We start from the raw sequence: 23,557 nt of genomic DNA on the forward strand, positions 1-23,557 counted from the left end.
ACAGCCGTGATATAAATACTTTTTTGTAAAATAGGAAAAGACGTGCAAATCTATCGTGCTATTCCCCCCTTTGACTTTTCTTTAAGAAAGTGATAACTTTATTTATGAAAATGATAATCATTATCATTATAATAACGCGGTTTAAGGGGGAGAAAAGCATGCAGCTTACTCGGTTGATAATTTTGGGTGTTTTGATACTGCTGTTTGTCAGTGGGTGCGGCAGCGAAAACGGGGAAACCAGTGAATCAGGGAGCAGTGCGGAATCAGAGGACAACAAGCAGGAAACAGTGGAGGACAATAAGGTGCAGGACGAACAAACCCGTGTGTACGAAACAGACAAAGGAGAGGTAACTATCCCGGAAAATCCAGAGCGTGTGGCTGTGGCGGTGCAGGATTTTATGTCGGTTATGTGCTCGCGCTGGGAATAGAGCCGGGTGGTGCTGCGGGATGGGTCTTTGATGTGCCTTATTATGAAGAGGATTTAGAGAATACGGAGGCTGTCGGAGATAAAGAAAGTGTTTCCGTTGAAAAAATGGTGGAAGTGAATCCGGATATCATATTTACATATATGGAGGACAGTTACGATCAGTTGTCGCAAATTGCTCCAACGGTATACATTCCATTTGGCAGCTATAACTACCGTGACCTGTTATTGGAGATGGGGGATATTTTAAACAGGGAGGAAGAAGCAGAAGACTGGCTGGATTCATTTGATGAAACAGTGGCTGCGAAAAAAAAGGAATTGTTTGATCATATCGGAGAAGATGAAACAGTGGCTCTCATAGAACTGAGTGAAAAAGATGTATTTTTGTATGGAGATTCCTACGGCCGCGGCGGTGAAATTCTATACAATGAACTTGGGCTAAACGCTCCCGAACCAGTGGAAGAGATTGCTTTTGAGGAAGGATGGGCAAAAATCTCCATGGAGACGATTCCAGAATACTTGGGAGACGCTGATCACATCTTTCTTGGAGTAAGAGGAGAATCTGTAGGAGAAGGAGATGGTGGTCAGCGTAAAGACGAATTAGAATCTCTTGATGTCTGGAATAGCTTGAAGGCCGTGGAAAACGGCAACGTGTATGAATATGATGTCGATACGTATTATTTCAGTGATCCACTGGCGCTCGACACACAGCTCGATGAAATCGTTGATGCTCTGATTGAAAAATAATCACAGCTATCGGTCGTTCTATCTTATGGCGATATTAAAGGAAGAAATACCGATTCCCTATTATGTGGATGTTCTTCACTATGAAGCCTTTCCCAATGACAAGCTGAAAGCTCATATTGAACGGGAAGGACTGGCTTTTTATGAAAAAGCTTCAGTGTGAGAGAGGAGCTTGACTCTGCTTCCTACGTTATTCCTTCTTTCCCCGCTTTCGATAAAGGAAAGTCTCCTTTGAAAACGTGTTCTACCCATAACGTAGCAGCTCCGAGAACGTCCGCTTTCGCCCCCAGTCCGGATGTTGTAATTTCGAAATCCTCCACATTTGTCTTTAATGCATGGGTGTAAAAGGATTCAATCAGCGGGTCCATCACCGATTGTTTTCCCCGCAGGATCCCTCCCGTAATAATAATTTTTTCGGGATTGAACACATTGGCTAAGGTGGAAAGGCCGATCCCCAAATACCGCGAAGCTTCTTCGAGTATATTGGAGGCGAGTTTGTCATTGTTGTGGGCAGCGTCATAGATGTCCGTTATGGTTACATGGTTCACATCAGTATAACGTTCCTTCAGAAGACTGGGGAAACCTTGCTTTATTTTACTCCTTGCCTGGCCGGCGATGGAGAGTTCACTGGACAGGGTTTCTAAACATCCATAATTTCCGCAGGAGCAAAGGGGGCCGTTATCCTGAATAATGGTATGGCCGATCTGGCCCGCTCCGTAATTTCTGCCGTGAAAAAGCTGGCTGTCAATCATAATGCCGGCCCCCACTCCATAATCCACGTTAATCGTAATAAATGAGTTTAAATTTTCTCCTTTTCCAAACCAATATTCCGCCAGGGTCAATGAATTACAGTCGTTATCAACAAGTACGGGCAATTTTGTTTTATTTTCCAGTAACTGCCGGATAGGCACGTTTTCCCATTGTAAATGAGGCGGATAAACAGAAATGCCTTCCATTGGATTAACGATTCCGTGCATACCCAGACCTATTCCTAATATATTTAAACTGCCGACCTCATATTTCTGTATCACAACTTGGATGACTTCATTCACTCTCTCCATCATTGTTTCAGGGTCGGTATTTTCCGGTAGAGCAGTTTCCGTGTACGCCATCGTTTCGCCTAAAATATTATATAACCCTACCCGGATGGATTCAGAACGAATCGAAACCCCAATCACGTGAAAAACCTCTTTTTTCAGTTGGAACAGAGTGGGGAACCGGCCCCTTTTAATTCTGGATTCCCCAAGATTTTCGATGACCTGATAAAGTTCCAGTTCTGTCATGATGTCGGTTATAGCTGGAAGAGTCAGCCCGGTTATTTTAGAAAGCTCTGATTTGGAAGCAGAGCCCTTTTCTTTTAATATGCGGAGAACTAATTTCTGATTCATTTGTTTCATCATATCCTTGCTTATTTTTTGAGCGGGATTATACATGATATATTTCTCTCCTTTAGATTAGGCTGGCTATTTTGTAAAGTAAGTTTATTATAATAAACAAAACACCAAAAAACAAATGGGATTTATTCACTTATTTTTTAAAAAAACATTGACTTTATTAAAGTGAGTTAACTATAATAAAAATAACATAAAGCGCTTTCAAATTAAAGACAGATAACATGCGCCGGATTGCAAGGAGAATGGAGGGGCTTGGTTTTGAGACGATTGGAGAACCGGACAGCTATTATAACAGGAGCAGGGAGGGGGATTGGCAGAGGCATTGCAGAATGTTTTCTGAAAGAAGGAGCCAACATTATTATAGCTGATTGTAACCAGGAAGAAGGAGTCAAGACCCAGGAAGAATTAAGGCAGCAAAGTGAAAACGTATATTTTATCCAAACCGACGTGAAATCAGAGGACAGCATTAAAAATATGGTAAACCGAACCGTTGATATTTTTGAAAGAATCGATATCCTGGTTAACAATGCCGGAATAACCGTTTTTGAGACGTTGGAGAATGCAACCATTGAGGACTGGGACAATTTAATTAATATAGATCTAAGAGGACCGTTTTTGTGCAGTAAACATGTCCTTCCTTATATGAAAAAACAAAAGAAAGGTTCTATTATAAACATTTCCTCCAATCATGCAGTGGCCACTTTGCCGGACACAGAAATTTATGCCGCGGCAAAAGGGGGGGTGAACGCGATGACTCGAAGCCTTGCGTTGAGTTTGGGGAGATATGGGATTCGCGTTAATGCTATTTGTCCAGGATTTACCGATACTCCGCATTATAGACAATGGCTGGAAGACTCAAACAATAAGGAAAGAGTGGAAAGGGAGGTGAAAAACCTGCATGCCCTGAAAACGTATTGCACTCCTGAAGATATAGGAAACCTTGCCGTATATTTAGGTACAGAAGGGGCCGGCATGATGACGGGTGAAAACATAGTTTTAGATGGAGGGGTAGCAGCCCGGCTGTATCACTCAAAATATTGCTGATTTAGTTCTTGGAACAGGAGGCAGGCAAAATGAAAGAAGAAGCAGACATTTTACAACTCAACGGGGAATGGTATTTTTCTTTAGATCCGGATCTTTGTAAGGATTGGCATCAGAGACCTGCAGAAAAACCGGAGAATACGATCCAGATTCCAGGTTCCTGGGAAGAGCAGGGGTTTGGGGAGACGTCCGATCACGATCCGATTGGAACGTGGAAGAAAGACAGGGAATATGAGGGGACAGCCTGGTACGTAAAAGAGATAGACATTCCCCAAGGATGGAAGAAAGAAAACCACCGTTATCTTGTCATAAAAGGGGTCCGCTGGTTTACGGAATTGTTTGTGGATGGAAAATCAGCAGGCACGAATGACAGTCTCATCACCCCGCATTGTTTTGATATATCTTCTCTTATTCACCCCGGCCGCCGTCATCATATTGTGATTAAAGTCGATAATTCGATGGCGCTGCGCCTGCATGAAAGCCATATTCATTCTTATCATACCTCTACGTACTGGGGCGGGATTACCGGTGGAATTGAAATTAGGGAACAGCCGCCATTTTCTTTTCAAACAGAATTGATTCGTTCTGATTTTTCCCGTCATGCAATTACATTTGACTGCTCTTTTTCTATGGAAACTTTTCATCAGGAAGGATGGTCTCTGCAGGCAGAGGTTTTTCAGGAGGATGGTCAGATTGCTGCTGAGAACAGAATTCCATTGACCCATTCTCGTGCATCAATCGAGGTCTATCTAGGACAGAACGCGGTGTCCTGGTCACCGGCACAACCTTATCTATACCACGTAAAACTTACATTACTCAAAAATGAAATCCCTTACACGACAAAGCAGTTTCAAACAGGATTTCGAGAAATAAAAACAGACAGCGAATGTTTCTTATTAAATGATATCCCTGTTTTTCTAGCCGGTTATGTGGATTGCTGTGTTTTTCCGAATACTGGTTATCCTGTATGGGATAAGAGTCATTATAGATATCAATTTCGAAAAGCGAAGCAGTTTGGATTCAACCACGTGCGTTTACATGGATGGACGCCGCCGGAACCATTCTGGGAAGCGGCGGATGAAGAGGGCATGCTCGTTCAGGCGGAACTGCCTCATTGGAGCAGGTATTACCTGAATAGAAAAAAGAAGGCTCCTGCTGAAGTCCAGTCCTTTTTGAAAAGCGAATTGGAAAATGTATTAACTCTTTTAACACGACACCCCTCCTTTGTCATGTTTTCGATGGGAAATGAACTTATAGGAGAAGATGGTCATGAAGAGTTAAATGAGCTGGTGCGTTATGGCAGAGAACTTGATAGTACAAGAATCTACACGGATAATACAGGGTTTGGCCAGCTTCCCGCAAATGACCGGGAAGGAGACTTTTTCATTCCCACCCTAAACTGGCATCCCCCTTATAATATTGATCATGCAGCTGGTCCGGAGACCACAATGGATTACCGTGAGGTCACAAGGCTTGAACACAAACCATTAATCGCCCATGAACATGGGCAGTTCACGATGTATCTGAATCCGGCAGAAGAAGAAAAATATCAGGGTGTCTTAAAACCAAACTGGCTGAAAACGACGATAGAGACATTGAAAGCAAAAAATCTTGAACACAGGGTGGATGAATTTATAGAGGCTTCCGGTGTCCATCTGGTACGATCCCTGAAAGAAACGATGGAAAAAGCACGCAGAACGCCAGGATTGTCCGGAATTCAACTGCTCGATATCCGCGATTTTCCTGGACAGGGCCATGCTACTGTCGGTATTTTGGATGTTTTTTGGGACGATAAAAAGGTTGTTTCAGCGGAAGAGTTCAGGCAATTTAATGACCAAACAGTGCTGCTCATGCAAAGCGGCAGCCGGACCTATTATAATGGAGAACACTTTCAGGCTGGGTTAGAGGTTTCCCATTTCGGAAGTAACGTGGAAACAGCGGAAGTGAGATGGAGGATAATTTCCGAGAAAGGAAAAACAGTATGTGAAGAAAAACGCGGGGAACTACGCATCAGCGGAAAGGGTCTTACCAGACTGGCTGATATCAAGTGGGAGATACCGGAGGGCCGCAGCTTTAAATGGCAGCTTAAAGCAGAATTAAGGATCGGCGCCAGGACCTATTATAATGACTGGGATTTTTGGTCCTACCCAAGGCTGCCGCTGCCTGAAACACAGCATATCTGGACGAATATTCCTGACTTACGGTCCATATTATACGATGCCCGGGTAGAAGATACGATCGGGATTAATGAACACAGCTTTCAGGCAGAAAACAATGTCGATGCAGCTGTAACAAATCAGTTATCTCGGGATGTCCTGCAATACTTGATAGACGGGGGATCTGTTTGGATGATGGCGGAGAAAAACAATCAGCATGGGGAAATTCCCACGAGATATCTCCCTACTTTCTGGAATTATGTGTGGTTCCCAGAACAAACCGGGACCACAATGGGAATAATAAATCATCCTCATCCGGCGTTTCGGAATTTTTCTCTTGATCCATTCTCAAACTGGAATTGGTTTTATCTTGTGGATAACACACCGGCTATCAGTCTGGATCTCACGCCGCAGGTGGATCCAATCATAGAAGTGATTGACAATTTTAATCGTGCCAAAAGACTTGCTTATGCTTTTGAAGGAAGAGTTGGAAAAGGGAAGTTGTTTGTGACAACGTTTAATCTGACGGATATCAAACTGATCAAAAAGCCCGAATTCCGCTATTTGATTATAACCATCCTGCACTATTTGAACAGCAGGGAATTTCAGCCAACTGCTTTCCTAACGGTAGGTGAATTATTAGGTATTTTTAAAGTGAGATCACTAATTAAAATGCGTTATTAAAATGGAGGGACAAAGATGAAAAAAATTTTGTTTACAGGCATTATCAGCATGGTTGGGTTGACGTTGATGGCATGTTCAGGAAGCGGCAGTTCTGAAGGCAGTTCCTCAGATGATGGGAAGGAAGAAATAACAGTTTGGACGTGGCCTAATAATGATCAAACCTTCGAAAACATTACCATTCCAATGTTTGAGGAAGAGCATCCCGATATTAACGTAAAGGTAGAAGCTTTCGGATCAGAAGAATACCCTCAAAAACTTAGGACTTCTTTAACAGCCGGAGAAGGGCCGGATGTAGCAATGGTTGAAATAGCAAACGTTTCTGATTTCAGAGAAATGGGAACATTCGAAAATTTAAATCAAGAGCCATATAATGCCGCTGAATTAAAGGCAGACTACGTTGATTATACCTGGGAGTATGTAGAAGGTGATGATGGAAGTGTCTTCGCTTTGCCAAAAAATACGGCTCCTGCAGCTATGTTTTATAATAAAAAAGCATTTTCAGAGGCTGGACTTCCCACAGACCCGGACGAGGTCCATGAATTAATGAAAACATGGGATGATTATGTGGAAGCGGCAGGTGAGTTATCCACGTCTGGAGAAAAGTGGGCCATCTCCACGCCCAATCAAGTAAAAGATACGATTATTCAGCAGAACGGCACTCCCTACTATGATGAAGAGGGGAACCTCCAGATTAATAATGAAACATTCATGGATGCCTATGATTATGTAGAGCAGCTGGATGAAATGGATGCTTTCTCTCCGTATGTGGAATTTTCATCAGAATGGAATGGAGCGATTCAGAATGGTTCGGTAGCGACCTATTTTCACGGAAACTGGTTTGAAGCGTATTTGAAAAATAATTCCCCGGAAGGAGAAGGGAACTGGGGGGTGACGTATGCTCCGGAGTACAAAGGACAGAGTGCATTTAATGACGGCGGGGACTTTATTGGAATTGTCAAGGACAGCGAAAAGAAAGAGACAGGCTGGGAATTTGTTCAGTTTGTATCCCAGAATAGTGAAAACTTAGAAAAAATGTATACCCAGGATGCCCTTTATCCTGCCTATGAAGAGGCATTAAGCAATGAATGGATGAATCAGGAAAATGAATTTTTTGGCGGGCAGGTAACGAATGAGATTTTTGCAGAGGTTGCCGATAATATGGAGGCTCCTTCTATTTCAGTGAACGACCCTGTCGCCGAAAGCGGAGTAAACGATCTGTTAAGTAATATTACTGAGTCGGATAGAAGTCTAAATGAAGCGTTGGAGCAGGCTGTCAGTGAGATTGAAGCAAGACAGGAATAAAGAGTAGAAACTCGGGGGAGGGAACTTCCTCCCTGACATTTTCCGTTGTAGGAGTGGTCCGTAATGACTATACAAAAACACGGTTCTTCTCCCGTTCAAAAGAATACGTGGAGAAAAATTAAAAACAATAAAGCGTTTTACATTTGTATTGCTCCTTTTATGATTCTATTTTTATTGTTCAGCGCTTTTCCGATTGTTTCCTCTTTTTTTCTTGGCTTCACAAAGTGGAATGGGGCGGGACTGCCCGCTTTTGCAGGGGTAGACAACTATGTTCAATTGTTTCAGGATCCTTTGTTTCTGCAGTCCATCTATAACACGATTTACATGTGGTTTTTTTCCACTTTATTCACCCTTGGATTGGCCTTTATCCTGGCTTATTTAGTAAATTATTATATTAAAAAGGCAAAGGGATTTTACCGGGTGGTGTTTCTGTTTCCATTGTTAGTGGCCCCGGCCTTAACAGCTATTATCATCAGTGTTGTGTTTTCCACCAATTCCGGGGCGGTGAATTCAGTCATCAGCTTATTGATGGAGGGTAGATTCACCCAGGAATGGCTTCGCTCCGAGTTTTGGATCAAACCACTGATTGTACTCATCATTGTGTGGAGATGGACCGGTTACCATTTCATCTTATATATCGCCGGATTGCAGACAATTCCTGATGAATTATACGAAGCGGCCAGAATCGATGGAGCGAATCCATTGCAGATGATAAAAAATATAACCCTTCCGCTTATGCTTCCGATCATACTAGTTAGTTCCATCACAGCAACGGTAGGGGCGATTCAGTTATTCGATGAACCGTATGTTTTAACGGATGGCACCGGAGGGGTAGGAAATGCTGGTTTGAGCATGGGCATGTATTTGTATGAAACGGCTTTTGAATATTTTGATTTTGGATTGGCTGCGGCCCAGTCGTATGTCTTGTTTGCAATGATACTGGCGGTCACATTGGTGAATGCCAGGCTGCTCCGTAGAAGAACGTAAGAGGAGGATGACGGCATGAAAAATATCAAAAAGTACTTTGCTCAAACGATAGTGTTTATGATCATGTTGATTTTTATATTTCCGTTAATATGGATGTTTATTCTCTCAACGAATTCTCAGCCGGATGTTTCGGGGTTTCCTCCCCCTATACTTCCAGGAGCCGAACTGGTAGAGAATTTTCAACGGCTGACGGATCAGATCCCTTTCTTTATTAATTTATGGAACAGTATTTATGTCGGCCTGAGCAATACCCTCTTGATCTTGTTTGTATGTTCCCTTGCAGCATATGGATTTGCAAGGTTTTCTCAAGCCCCGGGACATAAGTGGTTTTTTTATCTAGTAATGGTGGCTATTATGATACCGCCGTTAGCCGGTATTGTTCCATGGTTTTTGGAAATGAGCTGGTTCGGATGGCTGGATACACATTGGCCGTTGATTATCCCGACAGCCGCATATCCGTTTGGGGTTTTCTGGATGTATCAATTTATCAGGCAGGCGATTCCGGAGGAAATCTATGAATCAGCGACATTAGACGGAGCCTCAGAGTTCAGAGTTTACTGGCAGATTGTTGTACCTTTAATCAGACCGGGATTGGCAGCTTTAGCGACATTATCTTTTTTAAATTCATGGCAGAATTTCCAGATGCCTCTGATTGTGTTGAACAGTACCGATAGGTTTACGATCCCGCTTGCCCTGACGAATTTAACTACTCTTTATGGAAATGACATCCCTGCTATAATGCTTGGGACCTCATTAAGTGTACTTCCGGTATTAGCAGCCTTTATGTTAATCACGAGACATTTCATTTCCGGGTTAACAAATGGAGCAGTGAAGTCGTAAGTTCAGGGGTGTTTGTAGTAGAGCAGTGCCAACAGACCAAGTATTACGATATCAAGCCGGGCTTCAAATAAAAAGGTCAATATGCCGTTGTCGAGCAGTGGGATTTTAGTCAGCAGGATCGCGCCCAGAATAATAATAATCAACGGAATCACGGCATTTTTTACCTGCTGGTTAATAGCAAGGAGAACCCCGCAGAATATTTCCACCAGCGCTGCAGCCATCATGATGTTTAGGGAAAAGGGTAGATCTACGCCGTTTAATATTTCCGGATGGATGATTTTCATAAGGCCTGAAACAATAAAGACAAAAGCCGTAAGACAGCGGATAATACGTAACGCCGATAACGCGCCGGCCATACTTGTCCCCTCCTTTTTTACTCATTCTATGAGAAAAGAAAGAGACTATAACCTTTGAGGTACAAAAAAAGACCTGTTCGGGGGAACAGGTCTGTTAAATGACGCCTTGATCGATCATGGCATCTGCTACTTTTAGAAAACCGGCAATATTGGCGCCGGCTGCCAAATCACCGGGACGTCCGTAAGTCTCCGCAGCGCGGATGCTGTTTTCATAGATTGTTTTCATGATTTGCTGGAGTTTATGATCTACTTCTTCGAAAGACCAGGACAGCCGGGAGCTGTTTTGGGCCATTTCCAGCGCAGATACGGCAACGCCTCCAGCATTTACAGCTTTAGCGGGGCCAAACAGGACGCCGTTGGATTGGAAGGTGTGGATCGCTTTCAGAGAAGAGGGCATATTGGCGCCCTCTCCTACCGCCTTCACTTCATTTGCTACGAGAACTTTTGCAGAGGTTTCATCAATTTCATTTTGGGTGGCGCATGGGAGCGCAATGTCACAGGGAATGCACCAGATGTCGGAGCCGTTTTCATTATATTCGGCGTCCGGATGGCGGGCGACATATTCGGACAGCCTGCCGCTCTGCTCCTCTTTTATTTCCCGGACTGTTGGTATGTGGATACCCGTTCGGTCATATATATATCCGCTGGAATCACTGCAGGCCACTACCTGTGCTCCCAGTTCTTCTGCTTTTTGCATCGCGTAAATAGAGACGTTTCCAGATCCGGATACTACCACCGTCTGTCCCTGCAGGGAAGTTCCGTTCTCTTTCAGCATTTCCTCCATAAAGTAGACCGTGCCGTAGCCGGTTGCTTCTGTACGCCCCAGGCTTCCGCCAAATTCGAGACCTTTCCCGGTTAATACGCCTGCTTCAAAGCCACCGCGGATCTTTTTATATTGTCCAAACATATATCCGATTTCTCTCGCCCCAACACCAATATCACCAGCTGGAACATCGGCATTGGGACCAATGTGTCGGGCCAGTTCGTTCATAAAACTCTGGCAGAAGCGCATGATTTCTCCATTTGATTTTCCTTTTGGATCAAAGTCGGAACCGCCTTTTCCTCCACCGATCGGCTGACCCGTCAAAGAATTCTTAAAAATCTGTTCAAACCCTAAAAACTTAATAATACTTGCATTCACAGTAGGATGAAATCGTAAACCGCCTTTGTACGGTCCTGCCGCACTGTTGAACTGGACGCGGAACCCCCGATTGACCTGGACATGCCCCTGGTCATCCGCCCACGGTACGCGGAAGGAAACCATTCGTTCCGGTTCTGCCATCCGTTCGAGTATGTTTTCATGCATGTATATCGGGTGCGCAGCAAAAACAGGAACCAGGGAATCGAATATTTCCCGGACCGCCTGATGAAATTCTGTTTCTCCTGGATTGCGGTGCGTCACCTTTTGATACACGTCTTCTATGTGCTGTTCCGCCATTGCCTGGTCTGTCTGCGTTGTATGAACTGTACCTGCCATGTTCCTATCCCAACCTCTCCTTATCACAGATAGACAAATGTATTGCCCTTAGCCGCTGAAAAATCTGTTAGGTTGTATTTTATAATTTAGATCTAGAGAGAAACAATATAAAGTGGAGATTGGTTTCATGCCATAATGAGATGATAGAGAGGGAGAGGAGGTGTATGTAAGAAAAGCTGTAAAAAAACCGGCCGGTTTAACCTATAAACATTCAACTCTATTTTCTTGAAACCTTTGGAAGGTAAAAACCCTGATATTTCCTATTAATTTGTTCCATTTTCTTTCTGCGGTGGTTTTCTGCTATTTCTGGTTTCGTGTATTCTTCCTGAATGACGCGTTCCTGCCAAAATCTCCAGCCTGTCTTTTTCATTGTCTCCCCCCTTTCCTCATGGAAACACTGCAATGTTTGTAAAATAAACAATATACATGTATTTTAAAAGGTGGGAATCATTCTGATCAATATAAATAAACGATAAAAAACATATCAAAATGCGATGAATGGAGAGGGACGAATTGGAGATACGTCAGTTGCACTATTTTATGGAAGTTGCAAAACGGGAGCATATAACGGAAGCTGCAGAAACCCTGCATGTGGCTCAGTCTGCGGTAAGCCGTCAGATCGGAAATCTAGAAACCGAACTGGGGGTGGATTTATTTGTGAGGCAGGGAAGAAGGGTAAGGTTAACACCGATCGGAAGAGTTTTTTTAGAAAGCACGAAACAGGTAATACAAATGCTTGACAGCGCCACACAGGAAGTTCAGGAATATTTGCAGCCGGAGCGGGGGACCATTCGTATAACGTATCCGATCAGTATGGCTGCTTACACACTGCCAACAGCTATATCCTCTTTTCGGCAGGAATATCCAAATGCGAATTTTCAGCTGAAGCAGAATATTTATTATGATGTAATTGAAGAAGTGATCAATGGTGAATTTAACATGGGCCTCCTAGCTCCGGTACCGGTAGAGGTAGATAAAGTAGAAGGACATGTATTATTTACGGAAAACGTGATTGCTCTTCTTCCGAAGGATCATGCCTTTGCAAAAGCAAAAGACGTAAGATTGGAGCAGCTGCGGGACGAATCCTTTATTCTGCTTCCGGAAGGGATGCATTTTCGGGAATTAGTTATTCAGGCATGTGCCGAGGCAGGATTTGAACCGAATATAGCGTTTGAAGGAGATGACGTGGATGCATTGAAGGGGCTTGTTTCTGCCGGTCTTGGGATTGCTTTAATTCCTGAAATAACACTTGTGGACACGACCCCGCGTTTCACTGTGAAGAAAAAAATCAAGCAGCCTCAGGTCACGCGTACCGTTGGTATCATTACACCGGCAGACCGTCAGCTGCTGCCTACAGAAAAAATATTTTATAACTTTTTATACGATTTTTTTCGACATTAAAGAGAACGAGAAAAACCAATAAGAGAACGGCGTCTTATGATTGCTGCCTATTCAGATCCCAGGTTACGCCAAAGGGATCCTGGACTTTCGCATATACCGCCCTCCAAAACGTTTCCTGCAGCTCCATATGCACGATGCCTTCTTCTGCCAGCGCGTAGTACACGGTTTTCTGTTCGTCCTCGGTGTCAAAATCGAGGGCAAGGGTAAAATTATTTCCTTTCTCCACCGCCTGGCCGGGAAAGGAATCGGATACATAGACGAGCATATGGCCCTTTTGAAAACGAGCATGAATGATTCGTTCGTCCGCTTCCGGCGGAGTGGGAAAATCAGCTTCGCCAAACGTCTGTACCTCAAATACCTCTGCTCCAAACACTTTCTCATAATATTTCAGCGCCGCCTGAGCTTCTCCGTCGAACGTTAAATAAGGAATTGTCTGCTTGATCATTGGAAGCCTCCTAATACCAGTCTACTACAATCTTTCGATACTCCCCTTTTCCTTTCCTCTATTATTCTCTAATAGATCTACCTGCAGGAAATAAGACAATTATCGAGAAGTGTTTTAACAGAAATAATTTTACAAATATAGAAAGAAGGCATCTTAGATGGGTCGGATTTTAGGGAAATACTATTTTGAAGACGGGGCCGTGATGGAATATACAATTGCGGGAAGCGGTCCGCCGGTGCTGATGATGCATGGAGGACATTCGAACAGCCTGGAGGACTTCGGCTATGACGCTATCCTTGCTGCAGGTTATTCTGTGCTGACCCCGTCCCGGCCGGGATATGGGGAAACCTCGGTCTGCATTGGTGAAACGCTAAGATCGGCGGTAGAAGCTTACAGGAAACTGCTGGATTTTCTGGATATCGCAAAAGTTGATGTCCTCGCGATGTCGGCCGGCGGTCCCAGCGGGATTCAGTTTGCTTCGCTTTTTCCGGAACGGGTTCGCTCTCTTACTTTGCAGTCAGCTGTCACTAAGCCATGGATGAGCAGCACCGATAGGGAATATGCGGCAGCGCGGCTGCTTTTCCATCCGTTGATTGAAAAAGGGACTTGGCGAATCATAACAGCGATGGCACGCTTTTCACCTTCCTTGGTTTTTCGACTGATGGCTTCTTCGTTCAGCATGCTTCCGTATTCAGCCATAGGAGCCGTTTTTACCCGGAATCACTTGGAACAGTTTCATGACATGTTAAAGCGCCAGCGCTCTCAGGCCGGCTTTCTTCTGGATATTGAACAAACTCAAGCGGTGATGACGGAGGAGCTGAAAAACATCAGCTGCCCTATGTTGATTCTGCACAGCAGACATGACAATTCGGTACCGCCAGCCCATGCGTTTCATGCGAAAAAACTGGCGCCGCATGCGGAACTGCAAGTGCTGGATCATTGGGGGCATCTCCTGTGGATTGGGCCGGAATCCGAAAACGTCAACCGAATGATAATATCCTTTCTGCGAACAGGAGGACGGGGACATGATTGATGCTCATATCCATCTGGAACAATATGATCATGTGCCGGAGCGGATATCTGAATGGCAGCGTGCCGGGGTGAGGCAGGTAACAGCCGTGTCCAACGATCTTGCTTCTTCCTACCGGACACTTGAATTAAAGGATAAATTTCCTGATTTCGTACTGGCTGGATGCGGTTTTCACCCGGAAAAACCACTGCCGGCCACAGCAGAATGGGAAGAATGGAAACAGCTTGTAAAGCTGGAAAGAGACCGAATCTCCTGTATCGGAGAAATTGGACTGCCGCATTACGAGTTGGACCATCTTCCCTCGCCGCTTGACGTTTATAAAGAGTTTCTTGCTGAATGTCTGGCTTTTGCCTCAGATTTGGAGCTTCCCGTCGCCCTTCATGCTGTTCATGACCAAGCCGGAATGGTTTACGATATCCTTCAAAGAGAAGCTCCAATGCTCCCAGCCCATTTCCACTGGCTGAAAGCCCCGGCAGAGGTGGTGCAGCATATAACGGAAGCCGGATACATGATTTCTGTTACCCCGGAAGTCTGTTACCGGGAGCGGGACCAGCATTTAGCAGCGATGGTTCCGGATGAACAGCTTTTAATAGAAACGGATGGTCCATGGCCCTTTCAAGGTCCATTTGAAGGGGCAGAGACATCGCCTCTTCTGCTGGAAGCTGTACTTGATGTTCTTGCAGCACAAAGAACAGAGAAGAAGGAAGATCTGCGGAAAAAGACGGCGCGGAATGCCACACGTTTATATGGGAGGGACCAAACATGAAACAATCACCCCCAAAACTGCCGCTCACGCGTAAGGAACGTTCGGCGCTGAGAAAGCATCATGTAGTACTCGCTGACATACATACACGCCGGGTTGAAGAACTGCAGAAAATGCTGGACTGCCCGAAGGATCGGGCAGAGCGGCTTCACGCCCTGGCATTGTTTCAACAGATACCTTCCATTGGAGAAAAGGGGGCGACACAAATGGTCGATGGGCTCGGTGTTCGGACATTCGAAGAGGTGACTTCTAAAAACGGGGCGCAGTGGCTGGATCAATTAGAACAAAGGCTTGGCGTCTGGACGGATCCATGCGTTGAAGATCAGCTTCGCTGTATCGTCTACCATGCAGGGAATCCGGGAAGCTCCCGGCAGTGGTTTGATTTTACAGAAGAAAGAAAAGTTTACCGGGAAATGGAAGGATACCCCGCAGACCGTCCAACATTACCCTGGTACGAAGAAAAGTGACGATATAAAAAGCTGAACAGAAAGGGTGAAGCCACGTTGGACATTTGTTCCGTTATTTCTTCTATTTCACCCAGTTTCAAGGGGGAACTGGACATTTATTCCGTTAATCACCATTTTCAGCATAAAAAAAGCGTCCAAAGCCCGGATAGCGGAACAAATGTCCAAAAAAACTGCCAAAGGACCTTTAATCAGCCATATAAGGGAATAAATGTCCGAAGATAGTATAAAGAAAACAGGCATAATGAGCGATTCATCATGCCTGTTGTGCCGGCTGCCCCGGTTCAGCTTCCCCATACCTCTTCTGCGATGCGCACCACATGGCGGAGTTTCTCCCACTGCTCGTCCTCGGTCAAAATGTTCCCTTCTTCGGTGGAGGCAAAGCCGCACTGCGGACTAAGGCTGAGCTGATCCAGGTTCACATATTCCGCCGCTTCATGGATCCGCTTTTTCACTTCTTCAGCATCTTCAAGTTCCCCGAATTTCGACGTTATCAAACCGAGCACAATGCTGAGATCCGGACGATTCACGTAACGGAGCGGTTCAAAGCCACCGGCACGGTCGGTGTCGTATTCTAAAAACAGCCCATCCACATTCAGTTTTTGAAAGATGGTTTCGGCCACTGGTTCATATCCGCCGGATGCGATCCAGGTGGAGCGGAAATTGCCTCGGCAGATGTGCATCGTGATCTTCATATCCTCTGGTTTATCAGCCATAGCGTCATTAATGGTTTTGGCGTACCAGCTTTTGATCTCTTCCGGATCCACCCCTTGGCCGAGGACTTCCTCCGGCTGGTCTTCCGAGCAGAAGTACGCCCAGGACGTATCATCCAGCTGAAGGTAACGGCAGCCTTCTTCATAAAAAGCATGGATGGCTTTTTTATATACGGCGGCCAGGTCATGGAAAAAGGAAGCACGATCCTCATATACGCCGCCGGCAAATTCAGTGCGGAAATGAAGCATACTTGGACTTGGGATGGTCATTTTCGCTGTATGGTCCCCGGCGATGCTTTTCAGGAAACGAAAATCATCGATCATCGGATGGCTGGTGAAATCAAGTTTTCCAGTGATACGGAGGGCACGGGCTTTCGTTTCTACTCCTTCAAACTGAATCCCGGTCTCGGCCTCATATTCTTCTACGCCATCCAGCCCGCTCAAAAAGTCAAAGTGCCACCAGCTCCGGCGGAATTCGCCGTCTGTGACAGCTTCAAGGCCTGCTTCTTTCTGCTTCTCTACAATACGGGTGATTTCCAAATCTTCTATGTCCCGCAGCCGCAGTTTGTCGATTTCGCCGTTTTCAAATTGGCGCCGTGCTTTTTTAATCTCCTCGGACCGGAGCAGGCTTCCTACATGATCAGCCCGGAACGGGGCTTGTTTTTGTTCTCCACTCATATTCCATTCCTTCTTTCTGTGTAAATGTTAGGTCAGTTGGTTTCTAGTATAACATTACTTATTATTCATATGGGTCCGGTAAAACGCTTTTCTGAATTCAGTCGGGGTCAAATTTTCATAGTTTTTAAACAGTTTCATGAAGTATTTTTCGTCCTCCATTCCTATGGCAGCTGCCACTTCTTTGACACTGCTGCTTGTACGGCTGAGCAGCTCCTTAGCTTTGGAAATTTTAAGCAGATGAATATACTCGCTTACATTCATACCCGTTTTGGTTTTAAACAGTCTTGATAAGTAATCTTTGTTGTAATTAAATTCTTCCGCTACTTTTCTTAATGTAAGGTCCTCCAAAGCATGGATTCTTGTCCACTCCATAATTTTTACTAAATGATGATCGAGCTGGTTTTCATGATGATCATAATAAAAATTCGTTATATTCTGTTCGGATAATTCAATTAATAAAGACGTCAATAAATAGTGCACACTGGAGGACGTGTAATAATTGGAGTTATCGACGTGCAGGAGCTGCTGGAAAAGAATATTAACGCGGTCCGATACTGTTAAATTAAAATATCCAGGTAGATAAATGTCTGTAATAGCATTCTGGGTGTCAGGATTTCTTCGCAAATGTGATATTTCATGATCCATTTCTTCATCACTTATTTGATACATCGGAGCCGGGGATAAAAAATGGACCCAGTAAAAAGATAAGTTTGGAGGACAGTCTGCATACCCTTCGTGCGTCTGCTCCGGCAGCACAAGCATGGTCTGACCGGGTTCAATACTATATTTCTGTTCGGCCTGTTTCATATAGAGGGTATGGTTCACCCCAATGATAAGCTCATAACTGTCAATCACTCTCTTTTCATGTCTCCAAGACTTATCTGAAACAAACTGTCCGGCAGAGATAAATTCCAGAGGCTCTTTAATACTGGTTTTTATATGCACGTCCAACACCTCCTTCAAAAATATAGGTCAGTATTCTACACCCATTCTTTCTTTTTAACTACCGACAGCCTATAGAGCGAATGATATGATTTAGGTAATAAGCTAATTGCTCTTTTTATTATAACAAAATAAATACCAATATAGAACGATAAGAAGAGGGATGAATAAGAGATGATTGAATTATTGGAAGGAACAATAGAGACAGTTTTAAAATGCTATAGTCATTATATTACACTTATTCTAATATAAACTACACGTTGTAAAAGAAGGGGAAAGGGGATTTTAAAAATGACTAAAATGACAGCGCTTCCATTATCGAATATCCAACTGAAAGACCAATTTTGGAAGAAACGGCAGGAACTTGTGAGATACTCCGTCATCCCTTATCAATGGAAAACGTTGAATGACAATATTCCTGGCGTGGAGCCGAGTCATACGCTCGAAAATTTCCGAGTCGCGGCTGGGCTGTCGAATCATTCTTACTATGGCATGGTTTTTCAGGACAGTGACTTATATAAATGGCTGGAAACCGCATCGTATTCGTTATCTATAACACGAGAAGAGGGACTGGAACAAAAAACAGATGAGGCAGTTGCGGTTATCGAAGCAGCCCAGGAGGCAGATGGATATCTTCACACCTATCATCAATGCGTCCACCCTGACCGCAAATGGACCAATTTACGGGATGACCACGAATTGTACTGTGCGGGCCATTTAATAGAAGCCGCGGTGGGGTATTTTGAAGCAACTGGAAAAAATCAATTGTTAAAAGTGGCGTGCCGGTTGGTAGATCTTATTGCTGAAGTGTTTGGGCCGGAAAAAGAGAAACGAAGGGGCTACCCGGGCCACCCTGAAATAGAGCTGGCTCTTTTAAAACTATATAAAACCACAGAAAATAAAAAATATTTAAACCTGTGTAAATTTTTTGTTAATGAAAGAGGAAGAGAACCGCACTATTTTGAATGGGAAGCGGAAGAACGGGAAGAGAAAAAACGGAAGGAACATTCTTATTCCCAATCCCATCTTCCTATCAGAGAGCAGACAAGTATAGAAGGACACGCGGTACGGGCGGTATATCTCTACAGTGCCGCCGCTGAGCTTGCTGCAGAATGCAAAGACGAAGAATTGGCAGCTGCGTGCAAAAGACTGTGGGAGAACATGGTATTAAAAAGAATGTATATCACAGGAGGCATTGGTTCTTCTCACTATCACGAATCGTTCACCTTTGATTATGATCTTCCAAACGACAGAGCTTACACTGAAACATGTGCTTCGGTCGGATTGGTCTTCTGGGCCTGGCGGATGATCATGATTGATGCAGACTCTTCTTATGCAGATGCTATGGAAAGGACCATTTATAACGGCCTTATTTCCGGGATGTCGCTGGATGGAACGAAATATTTTTACGTCAATCCATTAGAAGTATGGCCGGAAGCAGTCCAGAAGAGAAATGACTTATCAGATACAGAGGTAACTAGGCAGGGGTGGTTTGTATGTGCCTGCTGCCCGCCAAATATTGCCCGGTTTCTAAGTTCATTTGGCCAATATATGTTTACCCTGAATGAAAAAGCCAAAGAGCTCTATGTTCATCTATACGCAGGAAGTGAAACCAATTTAATTATTAATAATCAGCCCATTACACTTACCCAGACTACCGATTACCCTTGGAAGGACACCGTATCATTCAAGATCGATTCGGAAAAAGAGGGGGTGGAATGGACACTGGCCCTGCGTCTTCCTGGATGGTGCCAGGATCCAAACATACAGATTAATGGAGAGGTGGTAATTCTGAATGAGGTCACAGAAAAAGGATATGCCAAATTGAAAAGAGCCTGGCATACGGGAGATGAAATCGTACTCACGCTGCCGATGAAGCTCCATTTCCTAAGAGCAGATACCAGGCTGCGGGAGAATACAGGAAAAGTGGCGCTGCAGCGGGGACCCATCGTGTACTGTGTGGAAGAAGCGGACAATGGAAGAAACCTTCAAGAAATCCTTGTTTCGGATGAAACTAGTTTACAGGCAGAATATGAAGAGCTGCTTGATGGAATGGTGATTCTTCATGGAAGAGCATACCGGGAAACTATGCCATTAAGCAGCGAATTATATACGACGAGGAAGCCGGAACAAGTCACGGTCGACTTGAAAGCGATTCCGTATTATGCCTGGGCCAATAGAGAACCCGGTGAAATGAGAATTTGGCTCAGAGAAGCATGCAGATAATTTTGAGGAGGGGATTCATATGAAAGGTAATGTGGCATTACGGGTAGGTATCGTCTGTATTACTGCCATTTTTCTGGTAAGCGCTTGTTCTTCAGGGACCTCCGATTCGGGGGAAGAAGCAAATGGAGGGAGTGAAGGAAATAGTGATGCGGTAACGCTTCATATGGCTAAACTGGAGAGTGATCCGAATGGAATGATGGAAGATGCACGCCAAAGGTTCAATGAGGAACATGAAGATATTAAGGTAGAATTCGTCGAAATGTCCAATAATGCTTCAGAAATGCACGATCAGACGGTGACGCAGTTAACAGCAGAATCTGATAATTTAGATATCGTTAATTTAGATGTGGTATGGGTGGCTGAATTTGCAGAAGCAGGCTGGCTGAAACCATTGGATGACATGTTTACCGAAGATATGCAGGGCAATTATATTGCACGGCAGGTAGATGCGATGAAATATGATGACAACATTTGGGCTGTTCCGTGGTTCAACGACCTTCATCCTATGTGGTACCGGGAAGATTTGCTCGAAAAATATGAGCGGAGTGTTCCGGAAACGTATGAAGAAGCTGTAGAAACGGCTCAGCTGATTCAAGAAGAAGAAGGCGTGCAGGGATTTTCCATGCACTGGGGCCGGTCGGAACAGCTGATTGTCAGCTTCACCGAATTTTTACATGCGAAAGGCGGCAATTTCTTCGATGAGGAAGGAAATGTAACGATTAACAGTCCAGAAGCAGTGGAGGCCCTGCAATTCATGGTGGACATGGTTGATGAATATGAAGTAGTTTCCGCCTCTGCGATTGGGAATGCCACACCGGATGATGCCCGGATTCCATTTACTCAGGGGCAGGCTTTGTTCCATCCAAACTGGGGGTACGTATACAGTGTGAATCAGGCAGACGACTCGCCGGTAAAAGGTAAAACTTGGGTAGCCAGTAATCCTGGATTTGAAGGCGGCCAGAAAGCAAATGCCGTAGGCGGATGGAACTTTGCGATTGCTGATCACACTGAACATGCCGAGGAAGCGTGGGACGTGATCAAATGGTTTACAACTTTTGAAAATCAGAAAACCGTATTAATGGGAGGCGGCCAGGTAGGGACGCATCTCGATCTGTATGAAGACGAAGAGGTACTAGAAGCAAATCCGTACCTGGAAGAATATCTTACCGTTTTTGATGATGCCTCTGTCAGACCGACGCACCCGCAGTACGCCCAATTGTCTGATATGGCACAATCCCATATTCATGAAGCATTAAATGGAGACGTGTCTCCGCAGGAAGCTCTGGATGCACTGGCTTCGGAAATAAAAGGTTTGAATGATTGATTATTATTAAATGAATAACCGCCGGGTAAGCGTAATCCTGGCGGGACCGGGGGGTTCCAGGTGCGAAACAAATATTTGCCTTATTTCTTGCTGATTCCGATGTTTATCATGATTATTGTCATTGTATTTATCCCGCTTCTTACCACCGTTTTTTACAGTTTTCAATCTTATCAGCTGTCGGATCCCGATGCGCAGAATACGTTTATCGGACTGGATAATTACGCTGCGCTATTTCAAAGTGAGAGATTCCGTTCTTCTATTATAACCAGTCTTATTTACATTTTGGGCAGTGTAACCGGCATGCTGCTGTTTGCCCTCATTACTTCACAGATCGCAAATCAATCATTTAGAGGGCGGGCTTTTTTCCGGGCATCGATCCTGCTTCCCTGGGCTGTGGCTCCTGTTGTGGCTGCCCAGGCTTGGAAATTCATGTATGATACGGATTTTGGGGTTATTAATTTTATCCTGAAAAAGATAGGGGTCATAGAGCGAAGTATCCCGTGGCTCGTTTCAGATCATTATGCCATGTTAAGCGTCATAACGACGAATGTATGGAAAACAACTCCGCTGCTGACTTTGATTGTTATATCCGGTCTTCAGACAATTTCAAAGGATCTTTACGAAAGCGCAGATATGGATGGATCGAATGCCTGGCAGAAATATTTTTATATCACGCTGCCCCTGATCAAACCTTTTATTCTTTTAGGTTTAATATTTACGACCCTGCAGACTATTAACGTGATTGATATCGTTTATATTATGACGGGAGGAGGCCCAGGGGAAGCCACGGAGATTTTCACCCTTTATAATTACAAAGTATTTTTTCAGTATCTCGATTTCGGTTTAGGCGGAGCGATGGCAGTCATTGGGGTCCTCGTAATCGGAGTATTAATTTCTTTTTATGTTAGAGGGATGAACAAAAATATGGAGACCTGAAAGGAGGTACAGCATGAAACAAAAATCAGGCGTTCTGTTTTGGATATTTTTTACTCTCCTTGTTCTCATAAATCTTACCCCTTACCTTTGGACCATGCTGACTTCATTCAAGTCCCAGAATGAAATATTCGCGTTAAGTATTGTGCCGAAACAGCTTATTATTGATAATTATGTACAGGTTATTTTTGAAAGCGGATTTTTATCAAATATCTGGAATAGTTTCATGGTTTCCGGAATAACTTCCCTTGTCTGTCTTATTATCGGCGTACCGGCAGCTTATTCTTTTGCAAGGCTGCATTTCCGGTTTAAAAATCCATTATTTATGCTTGTATTGTTTATTACAATTTTTCCTGGCATTTTCATTATCAGCCCTTTATTTGACTTTTTGAGAAGTATCGGAGCGATTGATACGTACTTTGCGTTGATTCTTCCTTATGTTGCGTATTTCACGCCATTGGTCGTTTGGATTCTGACAGGCTTTTTCAAGACCATTCATCCTTCGATTGAAGAAGTCGCCATTATGGATGGATGTGGTGTTGTTAAAATGATTATGAGAATTTTTCTACCATTGTCTATACCCAGTATTTTAACCGTCGGAATTATTGCGTTTACCCTCGCATGGAATGAGTTTTTGTTTGCATTGATCTTTACTTCTTCTGAATCTGCACGAACAGTTCCCGTTGCCATTTCGAGATTTCAGGGGGTGCATTCTCTGGACTGGGGGCAGATGACGGCCGCCGCTGTCACAGCCACCATCCCCATTGTCTTAATTTCTGTATTTCTGCAGCGCTATATTATAAGCGGTCTTACCGCAGGAGCGGTGAAAGAATAATAGATACGACAATGTTCAGAGAGGGGCGAGAATCCACGCTCCTACCCTCTGCTATCGAATAAGGAAGAGAAGATATGCTGGATGATTGCTGGCGGCTAAAACAAGAGAGGGAGGAAGGGCAAGCACAGCGTGGAGGACGCGACCTAAAGAGTCCTCGCCCCTTATCTCCCCCCAGCCCGGCTTTTGATCCCATCAGCAATAAGAATAGAAGAATTACTGGCTTCCAAAGGCGCTTTGGGAATACGAACAGGAGAAAACAGAAACGAACGATCCTCCAACCTCCGTATGGGCGCCGGCAGGAAAAAAATCTGTTGTACCGTCCTCCCATAACCTTGAATAATTTATCGAAGAAGGCAGCAAGGGCCGCACGCTCTGAAAAACAGCGGTTTTACGCTGTT

23 protein-coding genes are annotated in these 23,557 nt (G+C 44.4%); 16 read left to right on the forward strand and 7 right to left on the reverse strand.

Going from position 1 to position 23,557, the window contains the following annotated elements; genetic code table 11:
* The first annotated feature begins 158 nt into the window (after window positions 1-158).
* From G475_RS27845 to G475_RS27940, 3 genes are read left to right on the forward strand one after another with little or no spacing between them, the layout of a single operon-like run.
* Window positions 159-428, forward strand: a complete 270-nt coding sequence (locus G475_RS27845; protein ID WP_051302836.1) for a hypothetical protein — start codon at window positions 159-161, stop codon at window positions 426-428.
* Window positions 410-1,171: an ABC transporter substrate-binding protein gene (locus G475_RS26110; protein ID WP_233275834.1), complete on the forward strand. Its 762-nt coding sequence runs from the start codon at window positions 410-412 to the stop codon at window positions 1,169-1,171. The genes G475_RS27845 and G475_RS26110 overlap by 19 nt, the downstream gene beginning before the upstream one ends.
* A gap of 25 nt (window positions 1,172-1,196) precedes the next feature.
* Window positions 1,197-1,331, forward strand: a complete 135-nt coding sequence (locus G475_RS27940) for a hypothetical protein (protein ID WP_267880120.1) — start codon at window positions 1,197-1,199, stop codon at window positions 1,329-1,331.
* Between the two features lie 22 nt (window positions 1,332-1,353).
* On the opposite strand, the gene G475_RS0122535 is transcribed toward G475_RS27940, so the two are convergent.
* Entirely contained in the window at window positions 1,354-2,601 is a 1,248-nt protein-coding gene (locus G475_RS0122535) for an ROK family transcriptional regulator (RefSeq protein WP_026703178.1), read from the reverse strand.
* Window positions 2,602-2,820: 219 nt separating this feature from the next.
* On the opposite strand from G475_RS0122535, the gene G475_RS0122540 reads away from it, so the two are divergent.
* The 5 genes from G475_RS0122540 to G475_RS0122560 all read left to right on the forward strand — a co-directional run bounded on the left by G475_RS0122540 (window position 2,821) and on the right by G475_RS0122560 (window position 9,572).
* On the forward strand, window positions 2,821-3,606 hold the full coding sequence (locus G475_RS0122540; RefSeq protein WP_026703179.1) for an SDR family NAD(P)-dependent oxidoreductase: 786 nt from the start codon (window positions 2,821-2,823) through the stop codon (window positions 3,604-3,606).
* 29 nt (window positions 3,607-3,635) lie between these two features.
* A complete protein-coding gene (locus tag G475_RS0122545) occupies window positions 3,636-6,443 on the forward strand; it encodes a glycoside hydrolase family 2 protein (protein ID WP_026703180.1) in 2,808 nt (935 codons plus the stop codon).
* 15 nt (window positions 6,444-6,458) lie between these two features.
* Window positions 6,459-7,745, forward strand: coding sequence for an ABC transporter substrate-binding protein (locus G475_RS0122550; protein WP_026703181.1), 1,287 nt, complete (start codon window positions 6,459-6,461; stop codon window positions 7,743-7,745).
* A gap of 63 nt (window positions 7,746-7,808) precedes the next feature.
* Window positions 7,809-8,732, forward strand: a complete 924-nt coding sequence (locus G475_RS26115; protein WP_051302838.1) for a carbohydrate ABC transporter permease — start codon at window positions 7,809-7,811, stop codon at window positions 8,730-8,732.
* Window positions 8,733-8,747: 15 nt separating this feature from the next.
* Entirely contained in the window at window positions 8,748-9,572 is an 825-nt protein-coding gene (locus G475_RS0122560; protein ID WP_026703182.1) for a carbohydrate ABC transporter permease, read from the forward strand.
* 2 nt (window positions 9,573-9,574) lie between these two features.
* Here G475_RS0122560 and G475_RS0122565 read toward each other — a convergent pair whose 3' ends face one another.
* From G475_RS0122565 to G475_RS27460, 3 genes are all read right to left on the reverse strand, one after another.
* The gene (locus G475_RS0122565; RefSeq protein WP_026703183.1) at window positions 9,575-9,928 is read right to left on the reverse strand and encodes a DoxX family membrane protein; all 354 of its coding nucleotides are present in this window, start codon (window positions 9,926-9,928) and stop codon (window positions 9,575-9,577) included.
* Between the two features lie 94 nt (window positions 9,929-10,022).
* Complete coding sequence (gene gdhA, locus G475_RS0122570) at window positions 10,023-11,366, reverse strand: NADP-specific glutamate dehydrogenase (RefSeq protein ID WP_407636224.1); 1,344 nt, start codon at window positions 11,364-11,366, stop codon at window positions 10,023-10,025.
* A 256-nt stretch (window positions 11,367-11,622) separates the two neighbouring features.
* Complete coding sequence (locus G475_RS27460) at window positions 11,623-11,775, reverse strand: hypothetical protein (protein ID WP_156911868.1); 153 nt, start codon at window positions 11,773-11,775, stop codon at window positions 11,623-11,625.
* 143 nt (window positions 11,776-11,918) lie between these two features.
* Between G475_RS27460 and G475_RS0122580 the strand changes: the two genes are divergently transcribed.
* On the forward strand, window positions 11,919-12,806 hold the full coding sequence (locus tag G475_RS0122580; RefSeq protein ID WP_026703185.1) for a LysR family transcriptional regulator: 888 nt from the start codon (window positions 11,919-11,921) through the stop codon (window positions 12,804-12,806).
* Window positions 12,807-12,840: 34 nt separating this feature from the next.
* Here the strand turns inward: G475_RS0122580 and G475_RS0122585 are convergent, their stop codons facing one another.
* A complete protein-coding gene (locus G475_RS0122585; RefSeq protein WP_026703186.1) occupies window positions 12,841-13,251 on the reverse strand; it encodes a VOC family protein in 411 nt (136 codons plus the stop codon).
* A 157-nt stretch (window positions 13,252-13,408) separates the two neighbouring features.
* Between G475_RS0122585 and G475_RS0122590 the strand changes: the two genes are divergently transcribed.
* From G475_RS0122590 to G475_RS0122600, 3 genes are read left to right on the forward strand one after another with little or no spacing between them, the layout of a single operon-like run.
* Window positions 13,409-14,284 carry an alpha/beta fold hydrolase gene (locus G475_RS0122590; RefSeq protein ID WP_026703187.1) on the forward strand — a complete coding sequence of 292 codons (876 nt, stop codon included), beginning with the start codon at window positions 13,409-13,411 and terminating at the stop codon, window positions 14,282-14,284.
* Window positions 14,277-15,047, forward strand: a complete 771-nt coding sequence (locus G475_RS0122595; protein ID WP_026703188.1) for a TatD family hydrolase — start codon at window positions 14,277-14,279, stop codon at window positions 15,045-15,047. The genes G475_RS0122590 and G475_RS0122595 overlap by 8 nt, the downstream gene beginning before the upstream one ends.
* Window positions 15,044-15,511 carry a helix-hairpin-helix domain-containing protein gene (locus tag G475_RS0122600; protein ID WP_026703189.1) on the forward strand — a complete coding sequence of 156 codons (468 nt, stop codon included), beginning with the start codon at window positions 15,044-15,046 and terminating at the stop codon, window positions 15,509-15,511. Before G475_RS0122595 ends, G475_RS0122600 begins: the two co-directional genes overlap by 4 nt.
* 281 nt (window positions 15,512-15,792) lie before the next feature.
* Here the strand turns inward: G475_RS0122600 and G475_RS0122610 are convergent, their stop codons facing one another.
* Window positions 15,793-16,899 carry a 5-methyltetrahydropteroyltriglutamate--homocysteine S-methyltransferase gene (locus G475_RS0122610; protein WP_026703191.1) on the reverse strand — a complete coding sequence of 369 codons (1,107 nt, stop codon included), beginning with the start codon at window positions 16,897-16,899 and terminating at the stop codon, window positions 15,793-15,795.
* Between the two features lie 54 nt (window positions 16,900-16,953).
* Entirely contained in the window at window positions 16,954-17,844 is an 891-nt protein-coding gene (locus tag G475_RS0122615) for an AraC family transcriptional regulator (protein ID WP_026703192.1), read from the reverse strand.
* A gap of 288 nt (window positions 17,845-18,132) precedes the next feature.
* Between G475_RS0122615 and G475_RS0122620 the strand changes: the two genes are divergently transcribed.
* The 4 genes from G475_RS0122620 to G475_RS0122635 are packed head-to-tail and all read left to right on the forward strand — an operon-like array spanning window position 18,133 to window position 23,159.
* Window positions 18,133-20,067: a glycoside hydrolase family 127 protein gene (locus G475_RS0122620; protein WP_026703193.1), complete on the forward strand. Its 1,935-nt coding sequence runs from the start codon at window positions 18,133-18,135 to the stop codon at window positions 20,065-20,067.
* 19 nt (window positions 20,068-20,086) lie between these two features.
* Entirely contained in the window at window positions 20,087-21,391 is a 1,305-nt protein-coding gene (locus G475_RS0122625) for an ABC transporter substrate-binding protein (protein WP_026703194.1), read from the forward strand.
* 60 nt (window positions 21,392-21,451) lie between these two features.
* Complete coding sequence (locus G475_RS26120) at window positions 21,452-22,327, forward strand: carbohydrate ABC transporter permease (protein WP_051302839.1); 876 nt, start codon at window positions 21,452-21,454, stop codon at window positions 22,325-22,327.
* 13 nt (window positions 22,328-22,340) lie between these two features.
* Window positions 22,341-23,159 carry a carbohydrate ABC transporter permease gene (locus tag G475_RS0122635; protein WP_026703195.1) on the forward strand — a complete coding sequence of 273 codons (819 nt, stop codon included), beginning with the start codon at window positions 22,341-22,343 and terminating at the stop codon, window positions 23,157-23,159.
* Window positions 23,160-23,557 lie beyond the last annotated feature (398 nt).

The organism is Salibacterium aidingense DSM 18341 (assembly GCF_000429685.1).
Classification (GTDB): Bacteria; Bacillota; Bacilli; order Bacillales; family Marinococcaceae; genus Salibacterium; species Salibacterium aidingense.